The sequence below is a fragment of the Synechococcus elongatus PCC 6301 genome, assembly GCF_000010065.1.
GTDB classification, from domain to species: domain Bacteria; phylum Cyanobacteriota; class Cyanobacteriia; order Synechococcales; family Synechococcaceae; genus Synechococcus; species Synechococcus elongatus.
In genome coordinates this window covers 346,520-366,094 of record NC_006576.1, presented here as the reverse complement: position 1 = coordinate 366,094, position 19,575 = coordinate 346,520, and the positions used below count along the sequence as shown (strand labels likewise).

General features: G+C 55.8%; 18 protein-coding genes. 8 read left to right on the top strand and 10 right to left on the bottom strand.

All coding sequences use genetic code 11. The annotated features are described in order from the left end of the window. The first annotated feature begins 28 nt into the window (after positions 1 to 28). Positions 29 to 532, top strand: a complete 504-nt coding sequence (locus tag SYC_RS01635) for a methyltransferase family protein (protein ID WP_011377930.1) — start codon at positions 29 to 31, stop codon at positions 530 to 532. 514 nt (positions 533 to 1,046) lie between these two features. On the opposite strand, the gene SYC_RS01630 is transcribed toward SYC_RS01635, so the two are convergent. The 6 genes from SYC_RS01630 to SYC_RS01605 form a co-directional block, all read right to left on the bottom strand. Then, a complete protein-coding gene (locus SYC_RS01630) occupies positions 1,047 to 3,236 on the bottom strand; it encodes a nitrate reductase catalytic subunit (RefSeq protein ID WP_011242629.1) in 2,190 nt (729 codons plus the stop codon). Positions 3,237 to 3,433: 197 nt separating this feature from the next. Next, the gene (locus tag SYC_RS01625; protein ID WP_011242628.1) at positions 3,434 to 4,258 is read right to left on the bottom strand and encodes a nitrate ABC transporter ATP-binding protein; all 825 of its coding nucleotides are present in this window, start codon (positions 4,256 to 4,258) and stop codon (positions 3,434 to 3,436) included. A 9-nt stretch (positions 4,259 to 4,267) separates the two neighbouring features. Further along, a complete protein-coding gene (locus SYC_RS01620) occupies positions 4,268 to 6,247 on the bottom strand; it encodes a nitrate ABC transporter ATP-binding protein (RefSeq protein ID WP_011242627.1) in 1,980 nt (659 codons plus the stop codon). 14 nt (positions 6,248 to 6,261) lie between these two features. After that, positions 6,262 to 7,101 carry a nitrate ABC transporter permease gene (gene ntrB, locus SYC_RS01615; RefSeq protein ID WP_011242626.1) on the bottom strand — a complete coding sequence of 280 codons (840 nt, stop codon included), beginning with the start codon at positions 7,099 to 7,101 and terminating at the stop codon, positions 6,262 to 6,264. Positions 7,102 to 7,157: 56 nt separating this feature from the next. Then, positions 7,158 to 8,489 (bottom strand): CmpA/NrtA family ABC transporter substrate-binding protein, encoded by a 1,332-nt coding sequence (locus SYC_RS01610; RefSeq protein WP_011242625.1) that lies wholly within the window; start codon positions 8,487 to 8,489, stop codon positions 7,158 to 7,160. 64 nt (positions 8,490 to 8,553) lie between these two features. Then, positions 8,554 to 10,092, bottom strand: a complete 1,539-nt coding sequence (locus SYC_RS01605) for a ferredoxin--nitrite reductase (protein ID WP_011242624.1) — start codon at positions 10,090 to 10,092, stop codon at positions 8,554 to 8,556. Positions 10,093 to 10,378: 286 nt separating this feature from the next. Here SYC_RS01605 and SYC_RS01600 point away from each other — a divergent pair, with 286 nt between their 5' ends. Both SYC_RS01600 and SYC_RS01595 read left to right on the top strand, forming a co-directional pair. Continuing rightward, on the top strand, positions 10,379 to 11,428 hold the full coding sequence (locus tag SYC_RS01600) for a HEAT repeat domain-containing protein (RefSeq protein ID WP_011242623.1): 1,050 nt from the start codon (positions 10,379 to 10,381) through the stop codon (positions 11,426 to 11,428). After that, the gene (locus SYC_RS01595) at positions 11,419 to 12,348 is read left to right on the top strand and encodes a LysR family transcriptional regulator (RefSeq protein WP_011242622.1); all 930 of its coding nucleotides are present in this window, start codon (positions 11,419 to 11,421) and stop codon (positions 12,346 to 12,348) included. Before SYC_RS01600 ends, SYC_RS01595 begins: the two co-directional genes overlap by 10 nt. A gap of 56 nt (positions 12,349 to 12,404) precedes the next feature. Here the strand turns inward: SYC_RS01595 and SYC_RS13715 are convergent, their stop codons facing one another. Together SYC_RS13715 and SYC_RS01590 are read right to left on the bottom strand one after the other, a co-directional pair. Beyond that, a complete protein-coding gene (locus SYC_RS13715; protein WP_155813857.1) occupies positions 12,405 to 12,560 on the bottom strand; it encodes a hypothetical protein in 156 nt (51 codons plus the stop codon). Between the two features lie 152 nt (positions 12,561 to 12,712). Next, complete coding sequence (locus SYC_RS01590) at positions 12,713 to 13,408, bottom strand: Crp/Fnr family transcriptional regulator (protein WP_011242621.1); 696 nt, start codon at positions 13,406 to 13,408, stop codon at positions 12,713 to 12,715. A gap of 274 nt (positions 13,409 to 13,682) precedes the next feature. Between SYC_RS01590 and SYC_RS01585 the strand changes: the two genes are divergently transcribed. The 5 genes from SYC_RS01585 to SYC_RS01565 all read left to right on the top strand — a co-directional run bounded on the left by SYC_RS01585 (position 13,683) and on the right by SYC_RS01565 (position 18,519). After that, positions 13,683 to 14,954 (top strand): ABC transporter ATP-binding protein, encoded by a 1,272-nt coding sequence (locus SYC_RS01585; protein WP_234701789.1) that lies wholly within the window; start codon positions 13,683 to 13,685, stop codon positions 14,952 to 14,954. A gap of 337 nt (positions 14,955 to 15,291) precedes the next feature. Next, positions 15,292 to 15,636, top strand: coding sequence for an AAA-associated domain-containing protein (locus tag SYC_RS01580; RefSeq protein WP_011377933.1), 345 nt, complete (start codon positions 15,292 to 15,294; stop codon positions 15,634 to 15,636). 457 nt (positions 15,637 to 16,093) lie between these two features. Continuing rightward, positions 16,094 to 17,608, top strand: coding sequence for a carotenoid isomerase (crtH, locus tag SYC_RS01575; RefSeq protein ID WP_011242618.1), 1,515 nt, complete (start codon positions 16,094 to 16,096; stop codon positions 17,606 to 17,608). 4 nt (positions 17,609 to 17,612) lie between these two features. Next, positions 17,613 to 17,852 (top strand): hypothetical protein, encoded by a 240-nt coding sequence (locus tag SYC_RS01570; RefSeq protein ID WP_011242617.1) that lies wholly within the window; start codon positions 17,613 to 17,615, stop codon positions 17,850 to 17,852. Beyond that, complete coding sequence (locus tag SYC_RS01565) at positions 17,842 to 18,519, top strand: hypothetical protein (protein WP_011242616.1); 678 nt, start codon at positions 17,842 to 17,844, stop codon at positions 18,517 to 18,519. Before SYC_RS01570 ends, SYC_RS01565 begins: the two co-directional genes overlap by 11 nt. Positions 18,520 to 18,911: 392 nt before the next feature. On the opposite strand, the gene psaJ is transcribed toward SYC_RS01565, so the two are convergent. Continuing rightward, the gene (gene psaJ / locus SYC_RS01560; RefSeq protein ID WP_173282512.1) at positions 18,912 to 19,037 is read right to left on the bottom strand and encodes a photosystem I reaction center subunit IX; all 126 of its coding nucleotides are present in this window, start codon (positions 19,035 to 19,037) and stop codon (positions 18,912 to 18,914) included. Between the two features lie 34 nt (positions 19,038 to 19,071). Next, positions 19,072 to 19,551 (bottom strand): photosystem I reaction center subunit III, encoded by a 480-nt coding sequence (locus SYC_RS01555; RefSeq protein WP_011242614.1) that lies wholly within the window; start codon positions 19,549 to 19,551, stop codon positions 19,072 to 19,074. Positions 19,552 to 19,575: the final 24 nt, after the last annotated feature.

Genomic DNA, 19,575 nt, shown 5'->3' with positions numbered 1-19,575 from the left:
ATAGTATGTGCAGAGCTCGGAGGCGGCTATGGCTTTGTTTCAGCGTTGGGGCTTTGACTGGAAGCATTGGTATCGGGGCGATCGCGGTGAGTATTGGCTTCTGGCGCAACTCGTCTTGTTGGTGGCCCTCGTTTTGGTTCCCCGCTGGGCCATCCCGATCGCAGCAGATTGGATTGTTTGGCGATGGGCGATCGCAATTCCCTTCCTGATCATGGGAGCTGGACTGGCGATTGCCGGTCTGCGCTTTTTGGGAGATAGCCTCTCGCCGCTTCCGGCACCCCATGCAGAATCAACCCTGGTGCAAACTGGGATCTATGCTTGGATTCGTCATCCGCTCTACAGCGGCTTGATGATAGGCAGTCTTGGTTGGGCGATCGCGCTTTGGAGTCTTAGTCAGGCAGCAGTCAGCCTCGCCTTAATTGGGGTTCTGATTGGGAAGGCGCGGCTAGAAGAACGATGGTTGCGCGATCGTTATTCCGACTACGTCGACTACCAAACTCGCGTTAAAGCTTTTATTCCGGGCCTGATTTAGCAGCGATCGCAAAAGTTGATACCTTAATTGACTCATTAATTGTCTTTTGTTTTATCTAGAGACAATATGCGATTAAGCCTGTCTCTCTGGGAACAGCATGAGCGCTTCTAAACCACCGACAGATCATCCCTCCTCCTCTAATAACTTGTTTGAGGTGATATCAGCCTGCCAAATAATTGTGATTATTGGTGCGATTGTTTGGGGATTCTATCACCTCCTACTTGTCAGCCAAGGAGGCTATCTGGGTATTGGAACTATCATTTTTATAGCTGCCTATCTGCCTTCAGCTCTGCTGCTAATTCCCACTCTTTTTTTAGTCAAAAGACATCGTAGACTTTCTAGCTTCGCTAGGATGACCAGCTACTGCTACTACGGCGCTACCATCGCTTGGGGGGTATTTCTCTTACGGATTCCATTCCTTTAGGCGAGAACAGTCAGCCAGAATTGCTGCCATAAGGCTCTGCCTAGAGATCAACTTAGCGATCGCTTTAGTGAGGCTCTTGATTGCACACCCTTAGATTGTGAAGGTTGAACTCGCTGCTTCAATCTGCACAGCACAAGCTTTGAGTTCTGGTTCGCCAGAAATGGGACAAGCTGCCGGATGGGTGAGGGCATTAGCCTCCGTGCGATCGCCCCATAGTGCCCCCCAATGCATCGGCACAAACAATACTCCTGGTGAAATTGCCGTTGTCACCTTGGCCGGAAAACAGCCTTCTCCGCGTCGCGATCGAATCACAACAGCTTGCCCTTCACTGATGTTGTAGCGATCGGCATCGCGGGGATGAATTTCGACAAATGCGCTGGGATGCAGCTTGTTGATTTTGTCGATGCGGCCGGTCCGGGTTTGAGTATGCCAGTGGCCGTAAAGTCGTCCCACTGTCAGCACCAAGGGATAGCGATCGTCGGGTGGCTCTGCTACTCCCAAGTGATGAAAAGGCTGGAAACGGGCACGACCGTCGGCATAGGCAAAGTGATGTTTCGTGTAGAGGCGCTTACTTTCGGTCGTCGGTTCTGCTCCCGCTGGAAATGGCCACTGTTGAGGTCCCGCCTGCGCCAGCAACTCATGACTCAGGCCGCTGAGGTCACAGAGCCGACCCGCTGTCACCTGCACATACTCTGCAAAGACGGCAGCCGCATCGGTGTAGTCAAAGGCAAACCCTAAGCGCCGTCCCACTTCCGCAAAAATTTGCCAATCGGCTCGGGCTTCCCCGGGGGGCTGGCGAAAGGCTTGGCAAAGCGTCACTCGCCGCTCGGAGTTGGTCATCGTGCCCGTTTTCTCGCTCCATTGAGCAGCGGGTAAAAGGAGGTGGGCGTAGGTTGTGGTTTCGGTGGGATGGTAGGCGTCTTGGAGAACGGTAAAAGGCGATCGCTTCAGGGCTGCTTGAGCCCGTTTCACATCCGGCAGACTGACTGCTGGATTGGTCGCTGCTACCCAAAGGAAGCCCACTGCACCCTGCTCCAGGCCTTCGATCATCTGCCAAGCGGTACGACCGGGTTGAGGCGAAATACTGCCCATCGGCAGTCCCCAAATCGTCTCCACATCAGCACGATGCTGGGGATCGATGACCTTGCGATAGCCCGGTAACAGATGCGCGAGCCCACCCGTTTCACGACCGCCCATGGCGTTTGGTCGGCCAGTTAAGGAAAAAGGACCACAGCCTGGTAAACCAATTTGGCGGGTCAAGAGGTGCAGGTTGATCAGGCTGGTCGCCTTCGCCGTACCCTGAATCGACTGATTGACGCCCATCGACCAAAGCGAGAGCCAGCGCTGAGCTGAGGCAATCAAGTCGGCGGCTCGCACCAGCTCAGCGACTGCCAGTCCCGTCAGTTCTGCTGTGCGCTGGGGTGGATAGTCCTCAATGATCGCTAGCCAGTCTTCAAAGCCTTCGGTCTGGTTGGCAATGAAGTCCTTTTTGACATAGCCCATTTGGTAGAGCAGCCAGCCCAAGCCGTTGAGCAGGGCGACATCGCTGCCGGGCTTGAGTGCCAGGTGGAGATCGGCAACCTCAGCCGTTGGTGTGCAGCGTGGATCGACGACGATCAGGTTGGTGCCACCCTGTTTATGGCGCTTGCGATAGCGATTGAAGAGAATCGGGTGGCACTCCGCTGTATTGCTGCCCACGATCAGCAGGCAGTCTGCTAGATCAAGATCTTCGTAGCAGGCGGGTGGGCCATCGCTACCCAGGCAAAGACTGTAAGCCGACACCGCTGAGGACATGCAGAGTCGCGAGTTGGTATCGAAATTATTGGTGCCGAGGCAACCTTTCACCAGCTTTTGGGCGATGTAGTAGTCTTCAGTTTGAAACTGGCCGGAGCCGTAGAAGCAGATACCGTCTTTGCCGTAGTCGGCCTGCGTCTGTTGGATGCGATCGCAGAGGCGGTCGAGGGCTTCGTCCCAGCTAATTTCCGTGAATGGGTCGTCGAGACTGGCCCGGAACATTGGATATTTCAGCCGGCTTTTGCTGACAGATTCCGCCACCGTTGCGCCTTTGACGCAGACCATTCCCTGACTGGAGGGATGTTGCCGATCGCCCCGAATCTGCCAGATCGGTGTGCCCTCGCGATCGCGGACCGTGGCTCGGCCGGGTTGTGCCGGGGGGACAGCTTCCAGTCCACAGCCCACACCGCAGTAAGGGCACAAGGTTTTGGCGGTATCGATCATGAGTGGAGTGATGACCGGCAGAAACTTCGAGAGATCGAACATTCCCTCAGCGCCAACGCCGCTACCGAGGGATCAGGAGCGATGAAACACTAGAGCAGCTTCCCTCCCCCCGCACGGGGAGAAGGGACAAGGCAATGAGGGAAAGCAACCGCTTGTGGGGATTGATCAGGCCCTGCGATCGCCGCTGCAATTAGAGAGATCTGGGAGCTTCCACCGCAAGATGGAAGCCAGGGCGGCGGTTAGTCGTCATCGTGGGCGAAACGCCGATAGAGGAAGTCGAGTGCTTCAGTCCGCAGTTGGGCATAGCGAGGGTCTTCAACCACGGCTTCGCGTTCGCGGGGGCGATCGAAGGGAATTTCCAGCACTTCACCAATCGTGGCTGCGGGGCCATTGGTCATCATCACGACACGATCGGCGAGGAACAAGGCCTCATCAATATCGTGGGTGATCATCAACACCGTCGGGCGCGCTTCTTCCCAGATATTGAGCAGCTCTTCTTGCAGCTCTTCCTTTGTAATCGCGTCAAGGGCACCGAAGGGTTCATCGAGGATCAACACTTCAGGCCGAATTGAGAGGGCACGGGCGATCGCAACGCGCTGTTTCATCCCGCCGGAGAGCTGATCGGGCCGCTTGTGCTGCGCTTCGGTCAGTCCCACCAGTTCGAGGTGATGATCGACAACTTGCCGCTGCTCACTGGTGCTGAGGTGGGGACGCGCTGCTTTGACGGCCAGTGCGATATTGTCGCGGGCACTCTTCCAGGGCAAGAGCGAGTAGTTCTGGAAGACCACCATGCGATCGGGCCCCGGTTCCTGAATCGGCTGACCATCTAGATAGACGCCGCCGCTCGTCGGCTGCGAGAAGCCAGAGACCAAGTTGAGTAGGGTCGATTTGCCACAGCCAGAGTGGCCGATCACACAGATAAATTCACCCTGTTGCACCGAGAGATTAACGTCCTCGATCGCCACGTAGGGACCCCGGGGCGTTGGGAAGGTTTTGCCAACACAATCGAAATGAAGAAAACCCGTATTCACCGTTGCAGCCGTGGAGGGAAGGATCGCAGTCATGGTCAAGACCTAGGCAGAGGTAGCAAGCGGAATGGGAGCAACCTGAATCGGCGCTTTGATCTCGAATTGTTCGAGGTAGCGCAGCGGGCTATCGGGGTCGAAGGGCACCGCATCGAAGAGTTCGAAGCCTCGCTGACTGGGAGTGATGAGCGGGAAGCCCACGGCAGCGATCGCGGCTTCGTAGATATCGCGGCGATAGACGCGATCGAGCAATTCCTGCCGGTTTTTGGGTAAGGGCGTCAGACCCCAGCGGCAGAGCTGAGTCAGCAGCCAAGTGCCCTCGAGCGGATTGGGGTAGTTGGCCTGATCGACGTGGAATTGGTTGAAGCGCAGAATTTGGGTGGGTTCATCGCCCAAGCCAAAGTCAAAGTAGCGCTGTAGCACCGTGCCGGCAGCAGACCCGAGATATTGCGGTTGTTGCAAGACCTCGACAATGCGATCGCGCTGACGAGGATCGTCGCAGAGTTCGCCGGCTTTGAGCAGGGCCGAGCAAAGGGCGATCGCGGTTTCAGGATTCACTTGTAGCCACGCTTCTGGCAGCCCCAAAACCTTCTCAGGATGTCCCGCCCAGATGTCCAAATCGGTTGCTAGGACGTAGGCGGCTCCTGCTTGGACGGCGAGAGCAATCCGCATTTCACCCGCCGCAAAGCCATCGATGTCACCGGCTTTGAGTGCCTCCACCATTTCGTAGGGCGACATTCCCACCAGCTCAACGTCTTGCTCGGGGTTGAGGCCGGCGCTGGCCAACCAATAGCGCAGCAGCAGGGCTGGCATGGCAATTGGATCAGGAATGGCGAGGCGCAATCGCTGGGGAGTTGCAGCTAAGAACTGGCAGAGATCTTCGAGGCTGCGTACACCGGCGTTGAGGTAGCGACGGGAGAGGGCGATCGCCCCACCGTTGCGGCTGACCGTCAGGGGTGTTGCGATCGCGAAAGGCCGGTGTCCCCCCAGACCCATGGTCATGGCGAGGGGCTGGGCCGCCATCATCAAGGCGCCCTCCAGTTGCCCCAGCCGGATGCTGTCTTCCAGTGCCTCCCAGGTCAGGAAGGACTGCAGTTCCACGGACAGACCGAGGTCTTGGAACAGACCCAATTCTTGAGCGATCGCCAAGGGAGCGCAGTCGTTGCCGGGCAAAAAGCCCAGTCGGACAGTTTTCTGCTGCGACGCTGCCACAGCCGGAGCTGGTGCTGCAGCTTTGGCTCGCCGCTTGGCCCGTCGCTGTTGCTGTAGGAAGTTGATCAGCTCGTTGCGCAGATCGTAGTAGTGAGGCGTTTCCATCATCTCCAGCCGTTGGCGGGGACGGGGGAAATCAACTTCCAGAATCTGACCGATTTGGGCGGCGGGACCGTTCGTTAGCATCACGACGCGATCGGAGAGCAACAATGCCTCGTCGACATCATGGGTGACCATCACCGCCGTCACACCAGCCTCTTGGCAAATCCGCATCAGTTGCTCTTGCAGGTTGCCACGGGTCAGGGCATCCAAGGCACCAAAGGGTTCATCTAGGAGTAGCAGTTTGGGCCGAATCGCCAAGCCGCGTGCGATCGCGACCCGCTGTTTCATCCCGCCGGAAATCTCGTGGGGATATTTGTCGGCTGCGGCCCGCAACCCAACAAGATCAATGGTTTCTTCGATAATCGTGCGGCGCTCGGTGCGATTGCGATCGTGCAGAACACTATCGACGGCAAGGGCGATATTCTGGCGGACAGTTCGCCACGGTAAGAGCGAATAGTTCTGGAAAACCACCATGCGATCGGGGCCAGGTTCCGTGACCTGCCGACCTTCAAGAATGATGCCGCCGCTGCTGGGTTGGGCAAGGCCAGCAATCAAGTTGAGCAGCGTCGATTTACCACAGCCGGAGTGGCCAATCAAGGAGATAAATTCGCCGGGGCGAATATTCAAACTGACATCTTTGAGGGCGATATATTGTCCGCCACCCGGTAGGTCAAAGACCTGATGAACGTGGTCAACCGCTAAGAAAACAGACATGGCGATAGGGCTCCCTAGCGACTGACAGGACTGACGAGCCGACCGACCCAAGCCACGAGGCGATCGAGACTAAGACCGACTAAACCGACGTAGAAGATGGCCAGAATAATCTGGCTCGAGCTACCGTCACCCCCTGCGTTGTAGGCATCCCAAATAAAGTAGCCAATGCCACCGTCCGCTTTGAGCATCTCAGCAGCGACGATCGCCAGCCACGCTAGGCCAACCGCAATTCTCAAACCTGCAAAAACGTAGGGAACGGTCGAAGGAATCAGGATGTTGAGGATGTAATCTTTTTTGCTCAGCTTTAGGACGCGAGCAACGTTGTTATAGTCATCGGGAATTTGGTTAATTCCCACGGCTGTATTGATAATGATCGGCCAGATCGCCGTGATAAAGATGACGAAGATTGCCGAGGTATTGGCATCTTGAAACACCATCAAGGAGATAGGGAACCAAGCCAAGGGCGGCACTGTTCGCAAGACTTGGATCACCGGATCCAACCCTTTGCCCAGGAATTTACTCATCCCTAGAACACCACCGACCAAGATGCCCGTGCAGGCTGCCAAGAGATAGCCGATCGCTACCCGCTGGAGGGAGATCAAAATCTGGAGGCCGAGACCTTTGCTGGTACCGCCGTTATCAAAGAAGGGCTCGACGATGTAGGGCATCCAAGTGTTGGCCACAACGTTGATCGGGCCAGGTAGCCGATCTTGGCCGAGGATGGCCGAGATCACTTGCCAGATCGCCAGAAAAATTGGCAGGCAGACAACGTAGGGCAGAAAGGGCTTGAGCTTTGGATTTTTAACCCAAGCAGAGCGACGGACAGAACTGGGGGGGCGAAGCGTGACAGTCATGACAGGGGCGGGGTGAGTGCCTGCGATCGCGCGATCGCAGGCGTGAACAGGACGACTTAGGCTTTGATGGCTTTGAACTTGAGACCGTCGAGATAGGCCTGGGGATTTTCAGGGTCGAAGGTGACACCGTCAAAGAAGGTCTCTACCCCCCGGGAATCGCTAGCCGGAATATCTTGCTCGCGACCAATCGCCTTAGCAGCTTCGCGCCAGAGATCGCTACGGTTGACCTTCTCGATCAAGGCTTTTGTATCGGTCGAAGCGGGCAGATAACCCCAGCGAATGTCCTCAGTCAGGAACCAGAGATCATGGCTCTTGTAGGGGAAGGAGGCGTTTTCACTCCAGAAGCGCATCCGCAGGTCAGAGTTTTTGACCGACCGGCCATCGCCATAGTCGATGTCGCCTTGGAGGCGGGGTTTGATGTCTTCGACGCTGGTTTTGAAGTATTTGTCTTGAGCAGTGATTTGGCAGAGCTCATCCAAGTTGGCGGGATCTTCGCACCAGATTTGGGCTTCTTGCACAGCCTTGAGCAGTGCCATTGTTGCTTTGGGATTTTTGTCTGCCCAATCTGCGCGAATCGTCAGCGCTTTTTCGGGGTGGAACTTCCAGAGTTCGCCAGTCACAGCAGCGGTGTAACCGAGTTTTTTGTTGACCAAGCGTGCATTCCACGGCTCACCCACACAGAAGGTGTCCATGGTACCGGTCTGCATGTTGGCGACCATCTGTGGCGGCGGAATCACCACCAGGTCGGCGTCATTGTTGGGATCAATGCCATTGGCTGCCAGCCAGTAGCGCATCCAGAGGTCGTGGGTACCGCCAGGGAAAGTGACTGCTGCTTTCAGCAGTTTGCCTGAGGCTTTCTTCTGGTCGGCGATCGCCTTCAGTTTTGGATCCTTAATCTGAACCTTTTCAGCCAGAAACTCGTTGGAAAGCGAAATGCCCTGACCTTGGGTATTGAGTCGCGCCAAGATGTACATCGGCAGCGGCTTCTGCGACTTGGTGATCGTGCCCGCCGTCAGCAAGTAGGGCATTGGGCTAAGGATGTGGGCACCGTCGATGCCGCCGCGATCGCTGCCCAACTCAAGGTTGTCGCGGGTGACAGCCCAAGAGGTTTGCTTGACGACCTTGGTGTCGGGTAGGCCGTACTTGGCGAACAAACCTTTTTCGAGGGCGATGATCACCGGCGCTGCATCGGTCAGGGCAATGAAGCCCAAGGTCACACCTTTGACTTCTGGCGCATCGCCGCCACTCGTACCGCTGGGAGCCGGGGTTGAAGTCGAACCAGTCGTATCAGTGGAGCTGTTGTTGCTACCGCAGGCATTGAGCCAGAGGGCTGCTGCTGCAGTTCCGCCCGCCGTCAACAGGAATTTGCGCCGAGAAAATTGACTCATGATGTTTGGAAGTGGAGAAAAGGGTGGAAATTGTTCGGGTTCCGGTCTAGGTGAAGAGTGGGCTCTAGTGCGATCGCGCTTGAGCCCCAAATCGCTCGATCAACAGTTGGCGCAGCACGTCGGGCAAATCCTCGCAGGCGACGCCGGTCATCGCTTTTTCACCGAGGTGGGCGTCGTAGCCAACCTTGCCGCCTAAGAAAATGTCAACGCCTTCAACCATCTGGCCGTCTTTGCGAACCTTGGCTCCCATGAGGCCGATGTCAGCGACTTGCGGTTGACCGCAGGAGTTGGGGCAGCCCGTCCAGTGGATGCGAACTGGTCGCGGCAGGTCGAGTTCTGCTTCGAGGGATTGGGCGATCGCGATCGCTCGTTGCTTTGTTTCAATCAGCGCAAAGTTGCAGTACTGAGACCCCGTGCAAGAAACGGTGCCACGGCTCAGGGGGGCTGGCTGGGGCGAGAACCGTGTCAGCAGTGGCTCGGCGAGGAGAGTGGGCAGCTGCGCATCGGGAATGTGGGTGAGGATGACATTCTGCTCAACGGTCAGTCGCACTTCCCCTTGACCGTAAGTGTCGGCCAGACGGGCGAGCTCGTAGAGGTCTTCGGTTGTCAGGCGACCGACCGGCACATGCAGGCCAACAAAGTTGAGACCCGCTTGCTTTTGGGGATGGACACCGAGGAAGTCGCGTTTCTCCCAGTCCATTAGCTCGGGAGCTGCCGCTGCTAAGGGCGCTCCGTAGGCTTCGCTAACGACTTGGCGGAAGCGCTCGATCCCCCACTCATCAATCAGCCACATCAGGCGAGTTTTTTGGCGATTGCCCCGTGAGCCATTGTCACGAAAGACTTCGAGAATGGCTCGGCTAAGTCGAATCACGCTGTGGTCCGCCGGCACCCAAGCATTAAGAGGAATGGCTGGTGCCACTCGGGTCGAGGAGAAGAAGCCCCCCACCCAAACATTGAACCCGAGTGTGCCATCTTGATAAGCCGGCGTAAATGCTAAGTCATTGATTTCTGCGTGGATCGAGTTATCTCGTCCACCCTCAATGGCGATATTGAATTTGCGCGGCAAATTGGTGAATTCAGAATTCCCTTGACCAGCTGCTGTCAGATCATCTTGAAGCGCTTGAATGAGCGATCGCGTATCAAACAACTCTGCAGCATCGAGTCCAGCAACCGGCGAGCCAGTGATGTTGCGAACGTTATCCATACCCGACTGCACACTGGTTAAGCCCACTGCATGCAATCGTTCTAAAAATTCCGGTGTGTCTTCTAACAAAAGACCCCGAAGCTGTAAGTTTTGGCGAGTGGTGATGTCAATGCTGGCCTGGTCGCCGTAGCGTTGTAGAAAATTAGCTAGAGCATTGAGCTGTTGGCTCTGCAGAATGCCGCTGGGAATTCTGAGCCGTGCCATAAACCGGCCTGGCGTAACGGGTCGCCAAAAAATACCCAGCCACTTCAAGCGATGTTCGCGATCGCCGGGGTCCATTGCTTCCCAGCCAATCGAGGCAAAATGCTGAATTTGGTCGCGGACAGCGAGACCATCTTTTTCAAGTTTTAGCTTCTCAAATTTATTGAGTTTTTCAGTAGTAGCGGTGGCTTGAGCCATGGATTCATCTGCCTACAAAGCAGCTTGCATACTCGGCAGATTAGGCAGTTCTCGATTCGCAATTGGTAACAGAAACTACAACTTTTTGTAAATCATGCATGTTCTGCAAGAAGTTTGCGCAGAACAAACATTAAGTAATCATTGATACTTTTTGAGCTGAGAGGGACAGAATTCCAGCTCATTTCAGCAGCGATCGCAGTTTTTAGTAGCAATTGCTACAAGCCTTGACTCTGAAGCCCGCTTAGGTGGAGCCATTAGCATGGTTTTTAACCTGTATTGATTGCACATGACTGATGCAGCGTTTGCAGAGAGTGACGGCTGGCCAAGCGGTGATTTTGAACATTGTTGGCGACAGGTTCAGCAACTGGCCAAAACAGTTGATGTTCGCGTCCTCGAAGCTGGGTTGCAGCGCTGCCAAGCGATACCTGATGACTGGCAGACGCAGTGGTTATTGGCTCACCTTTGCAGTCTCTGGCAGCACGATCGCATCCCCGCTGTTTTGCAAGCCCTGACCGAGTTATGTCGGGATGGTTTGGTCAAAACAGAAATTTATAAAGCTTGGCTGGCCCAGGGGTCGAATGCAACTGACATCATTCAAGCGGCCCTAGCCGACTTAGCTGAACGGACTTGGCTACTACCGGCCTTAGCCAGCAGTCAGGATCCGGCTCTGCTAACGCAACTCCGGGATTTGAGTAGCGATCCTGATCCTCAATGGCGATCGCAGGCAGCTACCGCCTTGGGGGCGGCGCGGGACTCTAGCAGTCGCCTGCATCTTCAACAGCTCTGCTTGGATCCCGATCCTCAAGTGCGCCGCGCGGCCTTGGAAGCGGTGCGGAGTTCGGAATTATTTACGGTGCGTGAACGGCTGGCGATCTTTCGGGCAGGTGCGGAGGATCATGACTCCAGCATTGTGCAGGTGGCAGTTTGGGGAATTGCCGCGATCGCGACGCCAGAAGCATGGGATTACTTGGTTGCGATCGCGATGCAATCGGGTCGGGGTCGCACCGAAGCGCTGGCCGCCCTGGCCGATGCTCGCACAACAGAAGCCTTGACTCGCTTGTCCCGCCTGACGACAACGGCTTGGACAACGGCCGATTGGCAAGCCTGTCTCCGTTCCCTGGGGCAGCACCCCCACAAACGAGCGGCAACCTTGTTGCTGCTGCGGTGGTTGCCCAACTGCCCGCGCCCGGCCGATTGCCTCTATAGCCTCAAGCAGCTCGATGACCGTAGCGCGTTGTCGCAATTGCGATCGCTGCTGAATACCCCTGCGGATGAACCCCTGCTGACGGCGGTGCGAACGCTGATTAAGGAGTGGGAAGGGTCGCCATGCGCCTAGAACAGCTCCAAGCCGCGCTGCGGGTGGCGGAAACCGGAAGTTTTCAAGAAGCAGCCCAAAAAGTCGGCTGTAATCAATCCACGATCAGTCGCCAAGTCAAGGGATTGGAAGATGAGCTAGGGATTGCCCTGTTTCGGCGTCAGGGGCGGATGAAACTGACGGCAGCAGGTGAGCGTTTACTGCCACGGCTGCGTCGCATTTGCCAAGAGTGGCAAACCGCTTGCACTGAAATTGAAGAGTTGCTGACGGGGCGTCAAACCGAATTATGCATGGCGATCGCAGACTCGATCGGCGGCTGCTATCTGCCCGCTGTCCTCAACCGGTTTCAGCAGCAGTGGCCCTCCATTCATTTGCGCGTAAGTACCCTTGGCAGCGATCGCGCGCTGAAAGTGCTGCGGGATGGCTTGATTGATTTGGCGATCGTGATGGACTCGCCCACTTTGACCACTAGTGCCGGTCTCGTGGTGGATTTGCTGCTCGAAGAGGAAGTGCAGGTTCTGCTCTCCGTTGATCATCCTCTTGCTGACCAAAAGGCGATCGCGTGGGAGCAACTCAGTCATGTCCCCCAAGTTGTCTTTAAGGATGGCTACGGGATGCAGCGCTTGGTCGAGCAGCGCTTTCGAGAGTTGGGGTTAGAGCTGAATAGTTGTCTCGAACTCAACTCCCTTGACAGCTTTCGGGGGGTGGTGCGAGAAGGCTACTGGCTGGCGCTGTTACCGCAAGCCGCCTTGGTCGATGCCCGACATGATCCGCGCCTTGTGATTCGCCCTACTGCAGAACCGCGCCTGACTCGTCGCATCAAGCTGGTCATTCCTGAGGAGCAACTCAGTCTGCCGCCGGTGCGCCATTTTCGTCAGCTCTGCCGCGAAGCGATGACCGCTGAATTATGTGATTTTAAGACGTTGAGCCAACTGTTCTAGCTCGGTGCGATCGCGTCGAAACCGAGTCCGTCCTTGTGGTGTGATCGCTATCTGGATTAGCTGCTGGGCCGTTGGGCGACGGGCAATCCTGGAGCGATCGGCAGTGGCGATGGCGGCAGAGTCATCAACTGTGACAGCAACAATAGAGCGGCGGTACAAAGACCACTGTTCACCAATACTGCGGTCCGAGTGATGGGAGTGGGTGCAGCCATGGTCGAGTGCAGAGCAAGCCTGCTGAGTGCGGGTTGCTTCTAGCCTGCGGCGGCGATCGTCCCAATGCTGTGCGCTGGATCAGGGGCGCTTGTGAGATCGATCACAGTAGCGTTGATGGGCTGCCTGCGATCGCTTTAGCAGCAAGGCTCGATCAGGAAGCACTCTCCGCGCGGAGGCCATAGCGCCTCAAGAGCTGCACAGACAGCTGCCACGGATCGGACTTGCGAACGAGGAAACCCCGCTTTTCTAGGGTGCTCAACTCCCGAGAGGCGGTCTCCCGTGCCATCCCGGCCAAACTCCCAACAATGCTGACGTTGATCAGGGGGACGGGTTGCCAAGCGCTGGTCGTCTGGGGGAGTGCTGCTTTTTGGGCCAGACAATCCAAGGCCTCAACCACACGGGCAGTGGCATCCTCACTGCGATAGGCAAAGCGACGATTGGTCTCCAAAAGTCGTCGTGCCAACCCCTGGGCTAGACGCAGACCGAGCTGCGGTTCAACCTGCAAGGCTTGGCTCAAGGGCGTAGATTGCAGATGAATCACTTGCAACGCTGTGAGCGCAGTGACTTCTGCGGTTCGGGCCTCGAAACCCAGCGCCCGCAGTTCGCCAAACAACTCCCCTGCCCCTAGTAGTCCCACAATGACTTCATCGCCGCCGGAGCTCGCGATCGCGACTTTGGCAATCCCTGCTGTGATCAAGTAGTAACCATCACTCCAGTCATGTTCCAGAAGCACCGCTTGGCCTGCTGGATAGTGTCGCGGGCGACTGGCTTGGGTCAGCCGAGCGAGTTGTTCGGCTGAGAGATTGGCAAAGAGAGGATGCTGCTGAACTGCCGAAGAATCTGCCATGCCAACTATCGCGATCGCAACGCCAGACTGATGGGCTGACCCTGCTGCTCGGTGAATCCTGCTGGGGTCAAGCTCACGACTGTTCTCGCATCATCCTTACGGTGGCTCTCCCGGATGTCAATCAATGTTGCTGGCTAAGGCATCAGTCCCCACTGCGATCGCTGCAGCAGGGGCTGGGTCGAGAAGCAAGGAGAGCTGCGGTAAACTCAACCCCACAGCTGGTTGGCGAGTGATAGGCAATACCTCTATGGATCCTGTGCTGGAATTGGAGGCTGTGAGCAAATGCTTCCAGCGCTACAGGCATCCCCGTGATCGCCTTTGGGAATTGCTATTTCCTCGTACCTCCCGGGTGCAGACCTTCCAAGCACTGGAAAACATTAGTTTGCAGGTAGAGCCCGGTCGCACAATAGGCATTGTTGGCCGCAATGGCGCGGGCAAAAGCACCCTACTGCAGATTGTGGCAGGAACCCTGACCCCTAGTAGTGGCCGGGTCAAGGTGCGTGGCCGTGTAGCAGCGCTGTTGGGGCTGGGCAGTGGGTTCAATCCAGAATTTACCGGCCGCCAGAATGTCTTTTTCAATGGGCAGTTGCTCGGCCTGACCCCCCAAGAAATTCGCGATCGCTTTGCTGAGATCGTTGCCTTTGCCGAAATTGGTGACTTCCTAGATCAGCCGGTCAAAACCTACTCCAGCAGCATGATGGTGCGGTTGGCTTTTTCGGTAGTGGCTCACCTTGATCCGGAGTTGTTGATTGTTGATGAAGCGTTAGCGGTTGGTGATGCCCGCTTTCAAGCCCGCTGTATGAAGCGAATTCGCGAACTGAAGGAAAAGGGCACCACGATTCTGTTTGTCTCCCACGACGCCAACGCTGTGCGGATGCTTTGTGATGAAGCAGTTCTGCTGGAGGGCGGCCGGATTCTAGAGCGAGGCAATCCCAATTGGGTGCTGAATCACTACAACCAACTGTTGGGGCTGGAGGATCGGGACAACTATCGACCGCTGGCGCAGGAAACCCAACAGGCCGGTCTCTGCTATGTCGAGCAGGCCGCTCATCCCAATCGCCATGGCAATGGCCGCGCCACGATTTCGAAAGCTTGGCTCAGCGGCTCAGGTCTGCAGGCTGATAAGGTGCTCCAAGGCGGTGACCTGACCCTCACTTTCCAATTGCAAATTCATCAGGATTTACCTGATGCCCTGATTGGTCTATCGATTCGCAATCTATACGGGGTTGTGATCTATGGAACCAACAATCTACAGCTCGAGAAACGACCGAAGGCTTTGGCTGCTGGTAGTTCTCCGGAGTTGAGTTTTCGCTGGCGAAACCAACTTAATGCGGGGGTTTACACTATCAGCATTGCAATCACCAGTGAAGATTGCGAGGTTTACGACTGGATTGATGAGGCGCTGGTGTTTGAGGTGGTTAATGATCGCTTCTGTGAAGGGGTGATTGACCTGGGGGCTGACCTGCACTGGATTAGCGAGTTTTCTTCTCCGGCCGCGATCGCAACATCTCGCGATTCTCTGGGCTCAACATCACCCTCGAGTTAAGCCATCATGAGAGAGTGGTTGTGTTAGCCAATAGCGACAGGAGAACCATTCCAATAGGGCTTTATTGATCCTGATCAGTTCCAAGAATCATTGCTACCGTCATTCAGAGCAAGTGACTTGCAGAGTCATGCAAGGAAGCTGGGAATTGGATGTGGATTAAGTCGTGCTTTCAGAGAAACTCCCACAATAAAAACTCAACGTATTCCAAGGATCTGACAGCGATTGAAGGTCAAACATAACTGACGCGCAAACTTCAGCCTGTCGCATAATTCCTAAACTTGCGAAGCGTTTGCAACTGGAAGTCGATGATTGATTGCCACTCATTGATGCGGCCGTGATGTTGCAGTTTGCCGAGCTTGAGCAGGGTCAAGTGCAATTGACGGCGATCGGCAAAGACTTTGCTGCAACAACGATCCTGCCCATTAAGAAGCGATTTCGGCAACAGGTGCTGCAGCACAGTTCTGGGATCAGCAGCATCGTGCAAACCCTGCGCGAGCGTCGCAGCTACTCGCTGCAAACCGGCTTCTTCCTGAACTTGTGGGAAAATCAGTCTCCTCGACTAGGGGCCAAACAGCAGTTCACTACTGCGGTGGACTGGGGGTGCTACGTAGAACTGTTCGAGTATGACTCGCGGGAAGAGCGGCTCTTGCTGACAGATGGGCGTGGCTGCCTTGAGGGCTGATCGGCCGAAGCGGTGGATGCTGATTCTGATTTTTAGTGACGGACTGAACCCCAACCGAAGCCAAGGCTTCTCGTCCCACGGTGGTTAGGACGGTAGACCTAATCTGTAGCTTTTGCCAAACGCAACAGTTTTTCAATAATTGATAATCCCTCTTGGCGATCGCTCGACCATCCCAGCGAGTAACTACGCAGCGATCGCGTTATTCGTCAAGGATTCTAGGTAACTTATCAGAAGGTGATCGCAACCTGGTCAGCGCTTGATCAATTTATTTATTGAGAATCTATTGCATTAAATAGCAGTTCGCCCTACAGTAGTGGGCGACGTGTTCTCTTCTCCTCTTGGGCACACAGCCAAGCAGGATCGGCATTTGGGGCGGCGGTGGGTCGCCCTTTTTTTCTGCGTTGGGGCCGAGGCTGAGCGGGCTACACTCAGAAATCGAACCTGTTTGACACCTGCTATGACTGCTGCGATCGCTGCACCCGCCTACGACGCCATCGTGATTGGCTCGGGCATTGGCGGACTCGTGACGGCAACCCAGCTCGCAGCCAAAGGCGCAAAGGTTTTGGTGCTCGAGCGCTATCTGATTCCGGGCGGAAGTGCGGGCTGGTTCGAGCGGGAAGGCTATCGCTTCGATTTCGGCGCATCGATAATCTTTGGCTTTGGCGATCCCGGCACGACTAATTTGCTGACTCCCCCCTTGGCCGATGTTGGGCAAGCGCTGGAAACTATCCCCGATCCGGTGCAGATTCATTACCACTTGCCGAACCAGCTCGATCTCAAGGTGCATCGGGACTACGAAGCTTTCCTACAAGAACTGATCGCCCAGTTCCCCCAGGAAGCGGAGGGAATTCGTCGTTTTTACGACGAGTGTTGGCAGGTGTTCAACTGCCTTAATGCGATGCCACTACTGTCGCTCGAGGAACCGAAGTATCTGTTCAATGTCTTCCTGCAACACCCTTTGGCCTGCTTGGGCCTGGTCAAATATCTGCCCCAGAATGTTGGTGATATTGCACGGCGCTACATTCGCAATCCCGATCTGCTGAAGTTCATCGACATGGAGTGCTACTGCTGGTCGGTGGTGCCTGCCACGATGACACCGATGATCAATGCTGGTATGGTCTTTAGCGATCGCCACTACGGCGGAATTAACTATCCCAAGGGCGGTGTTGGCCGCATTGCTGAAAAGCTGGTGGCCGGTCTGGAAGCTAAGGGCAGCAGCATCCGCTATAAAGCCCGAGTCACCCGCATTCTTACCGAAAAGGGTCGAGCGATCGGCGTGGAATTGGCGGATGGTGAAAAACTCTACGCGAAGCGAATTATCTCCAACGCCACCCGCTGGAATACCTTTGGCGAACTGCTACCGCCACAACAAGAACCCGCTCAGGAACAGCGCTGGCAACAACGCTATCGCCAGTCGCCCAGTTTCCTCAGTCTTCATCTCGGAGTCAAAGCCGATTTGCTGCCAGCTGGCACAGAATGCCACCACATCCTGCTGGAAAATTGGGATGAATTGGAAGTGGAACAAGGCACAATCTTTGTCTCGATTCCGACCCTGCTCGATCCCTCTTTAGCTCCGCCCGATCGCCACATTATTCACACCTTCACGCCCAGCTGGTTGGGTGAATGGGATAACCTCAGCCCCAGTGAATACCGCGATCGCAAGGCAGCAGCGGCCGCAAAACTGATTCAGCGATTGGAGGCGATCTTCCCGGGATTAAGCAGCGCGATCGACTATCAAGAAGTCGGTACGCCCCGCACCCATCGCCGCTTTTTGGGTCGGCAAAACGGCACCTATGGGCCAATTCCGCGTCGTAAATTGGCAGGCTTGCTGGGGATGCCCTTCAATCGCACCGCAATTCCTGGTTTGTACTGCGTCGGCGACAGCACTTTCCCCGGTCAGGGACTAAACGCAGTGGCTTTCTCAGGTTACGCCTGTGGCCACCGGGTCGCCGCTGACTTGGGTTTGGTCTAAGGCAATGGATTTAGACAGCGATGCGCTAGGACGCTACATCAGTGCAACTGAGGGAGTCGGCAAACCTTGGTTGTTGTTGCAGTTGCGTCTGAAAAAGCTGCAAGACGATCGCGATTGCATGGAACCCGCCGCTTATGAAGCTGCGATCGCGGAATTGCACCAAGAGCTGATGGGTCTGGGTGAATGGTGGGTGGGCCGTGAGGCTGAAGTCTTTGGTGGAGAGCGATCGCACAATGACGACTGAATTTTTGCCAGAGCAACGGGTTTATCGCATTTCGCCCTTGATTCGCGGCACGTTATTGCTGCTCTACCTAGCGCTCACCAGTCCCCTCGCGAGCTTAGCGGAAGTGACGGAAGCACCTGTTTCCCCTCGCTGGCTGCAAGTGGGTTTAGCGATCGGCTTTGTCCTGGTCTACGCCGCCCTCAGTGAACAGGTCGAAGTTAGCTCTGCAGGGATTCAAGTCCGCTATCCCACCTGGTGCCGTTGGTTCCTACGGCGGCAGTGGCAGTTGCCTTGGGAAGCGATCGCTCGCATCCAACCGCGATCGACTGGACAGGGTGGATTGGTTTACTACCTGATTGATCAGCAAGGCCAAGGCTACTTATTGCCAATGCGCATTGCTGGGTTTGCGGAACTCACCCGCCTGCTGCAAGCGCGAACAACGATTGATATGCGCGATGTGCGCCCCCTCTCCCAACCTTGGATGTACATTATTCTGCTAGTCCTGACGCTGCTGCTCTTGCTGGTCGATGTCTGGGTGGTTTGGGTGGCGCTGCCCGATTGGTCAGGGGCGATCGCGACCCGAAGACTGCAATCAACAGGCGATCGGTCAGGGAGTTTCAGGAATCAAATTTTTTTTGAAATCCTCGGGAACTTTGGGGGATCGCCACCGTCCTTAACGGTCAGATAGGCTCTAAGCCGAACAGCGAGGAAGTGGAAGAGGGAAGCATTGCTTCCCTCATTTATTTTGAGCAGGCGTCACCAGTCGCTCGAAATGCGGGCACTCACTGCCGCTGTTCCGAACTGGTGCGATCGCCTTCCATCTCACCAGCGGCGATCGAGATCTAAGGGCGATCGTAGATTGATCTCATGGATTGTGCTGCTGGCTACGTTTCCTTAGCAGCCATTGTTTCAGTTGAGACAGTCCCAGAGGATGCCCATCTTCACGAACCGTCCTAACTTGATTAGAGACTGCCATAAGTTCTTTGTGCATGCCCCTTGAACAACAAGTCCATAAACGAAAACCGGGCTCAGTCATAGACTCAACCCGGTTCTAAGTGTCACTTGATTTCTGACGCTTTCCTAGAGGGGATGGAAGAGCAAATCAGGGAAGAAGCGATTGAATTCAATCAGGATGCCAGCAGTAATCGCAAACCAAATCGTTGCGAGAATTGGGGCAGAAGATAGATAACGTTTGAGACCATCCATGGCTAGCATTCAGCTCCGTAAAACGACAGAAATCTTAGCGGGGCGAGACGGTGATTTCGTCTGCTTTCGCAAGTAGCTTACCGCTGCTGAACTCTTGGAACGCTGCCAAGGGCCAAGCAAAACCAGTCAAGGAAAACTTGACGGCCAAGGGCACATCGATCACGATTTCTTTGCCTGCAGCATCTTTGTCAGACTTGATGGCTTGCAGGTAGGAACGACCCACCCAGCCAATCCAGCCGGCGATGTAGAGGAACAGCAAGCTGGGGATGATGAAATCACCCGCGTGATCGAGGCGGCCATCCACGATCAGGTGGGGCAGACCATCCGCGCCGCAAAGGGCTTGGGAGTAGTTTTCGAAGCGGGCTTTCGCCTGGGGAGTTGCAGCGGCTTCAGCCCGTTGGATGAAACGGGGGGACTCGCTACAGGGCGTTAGGCCGGCAACATCAGCCGAAGCCTGGGGAGCAAAGCCCAGCCACAGACAGGCGGCGAGCACGACAGCAAACAGTCGACGCATGAACTGGCTTCCTTCGAGAAGTGA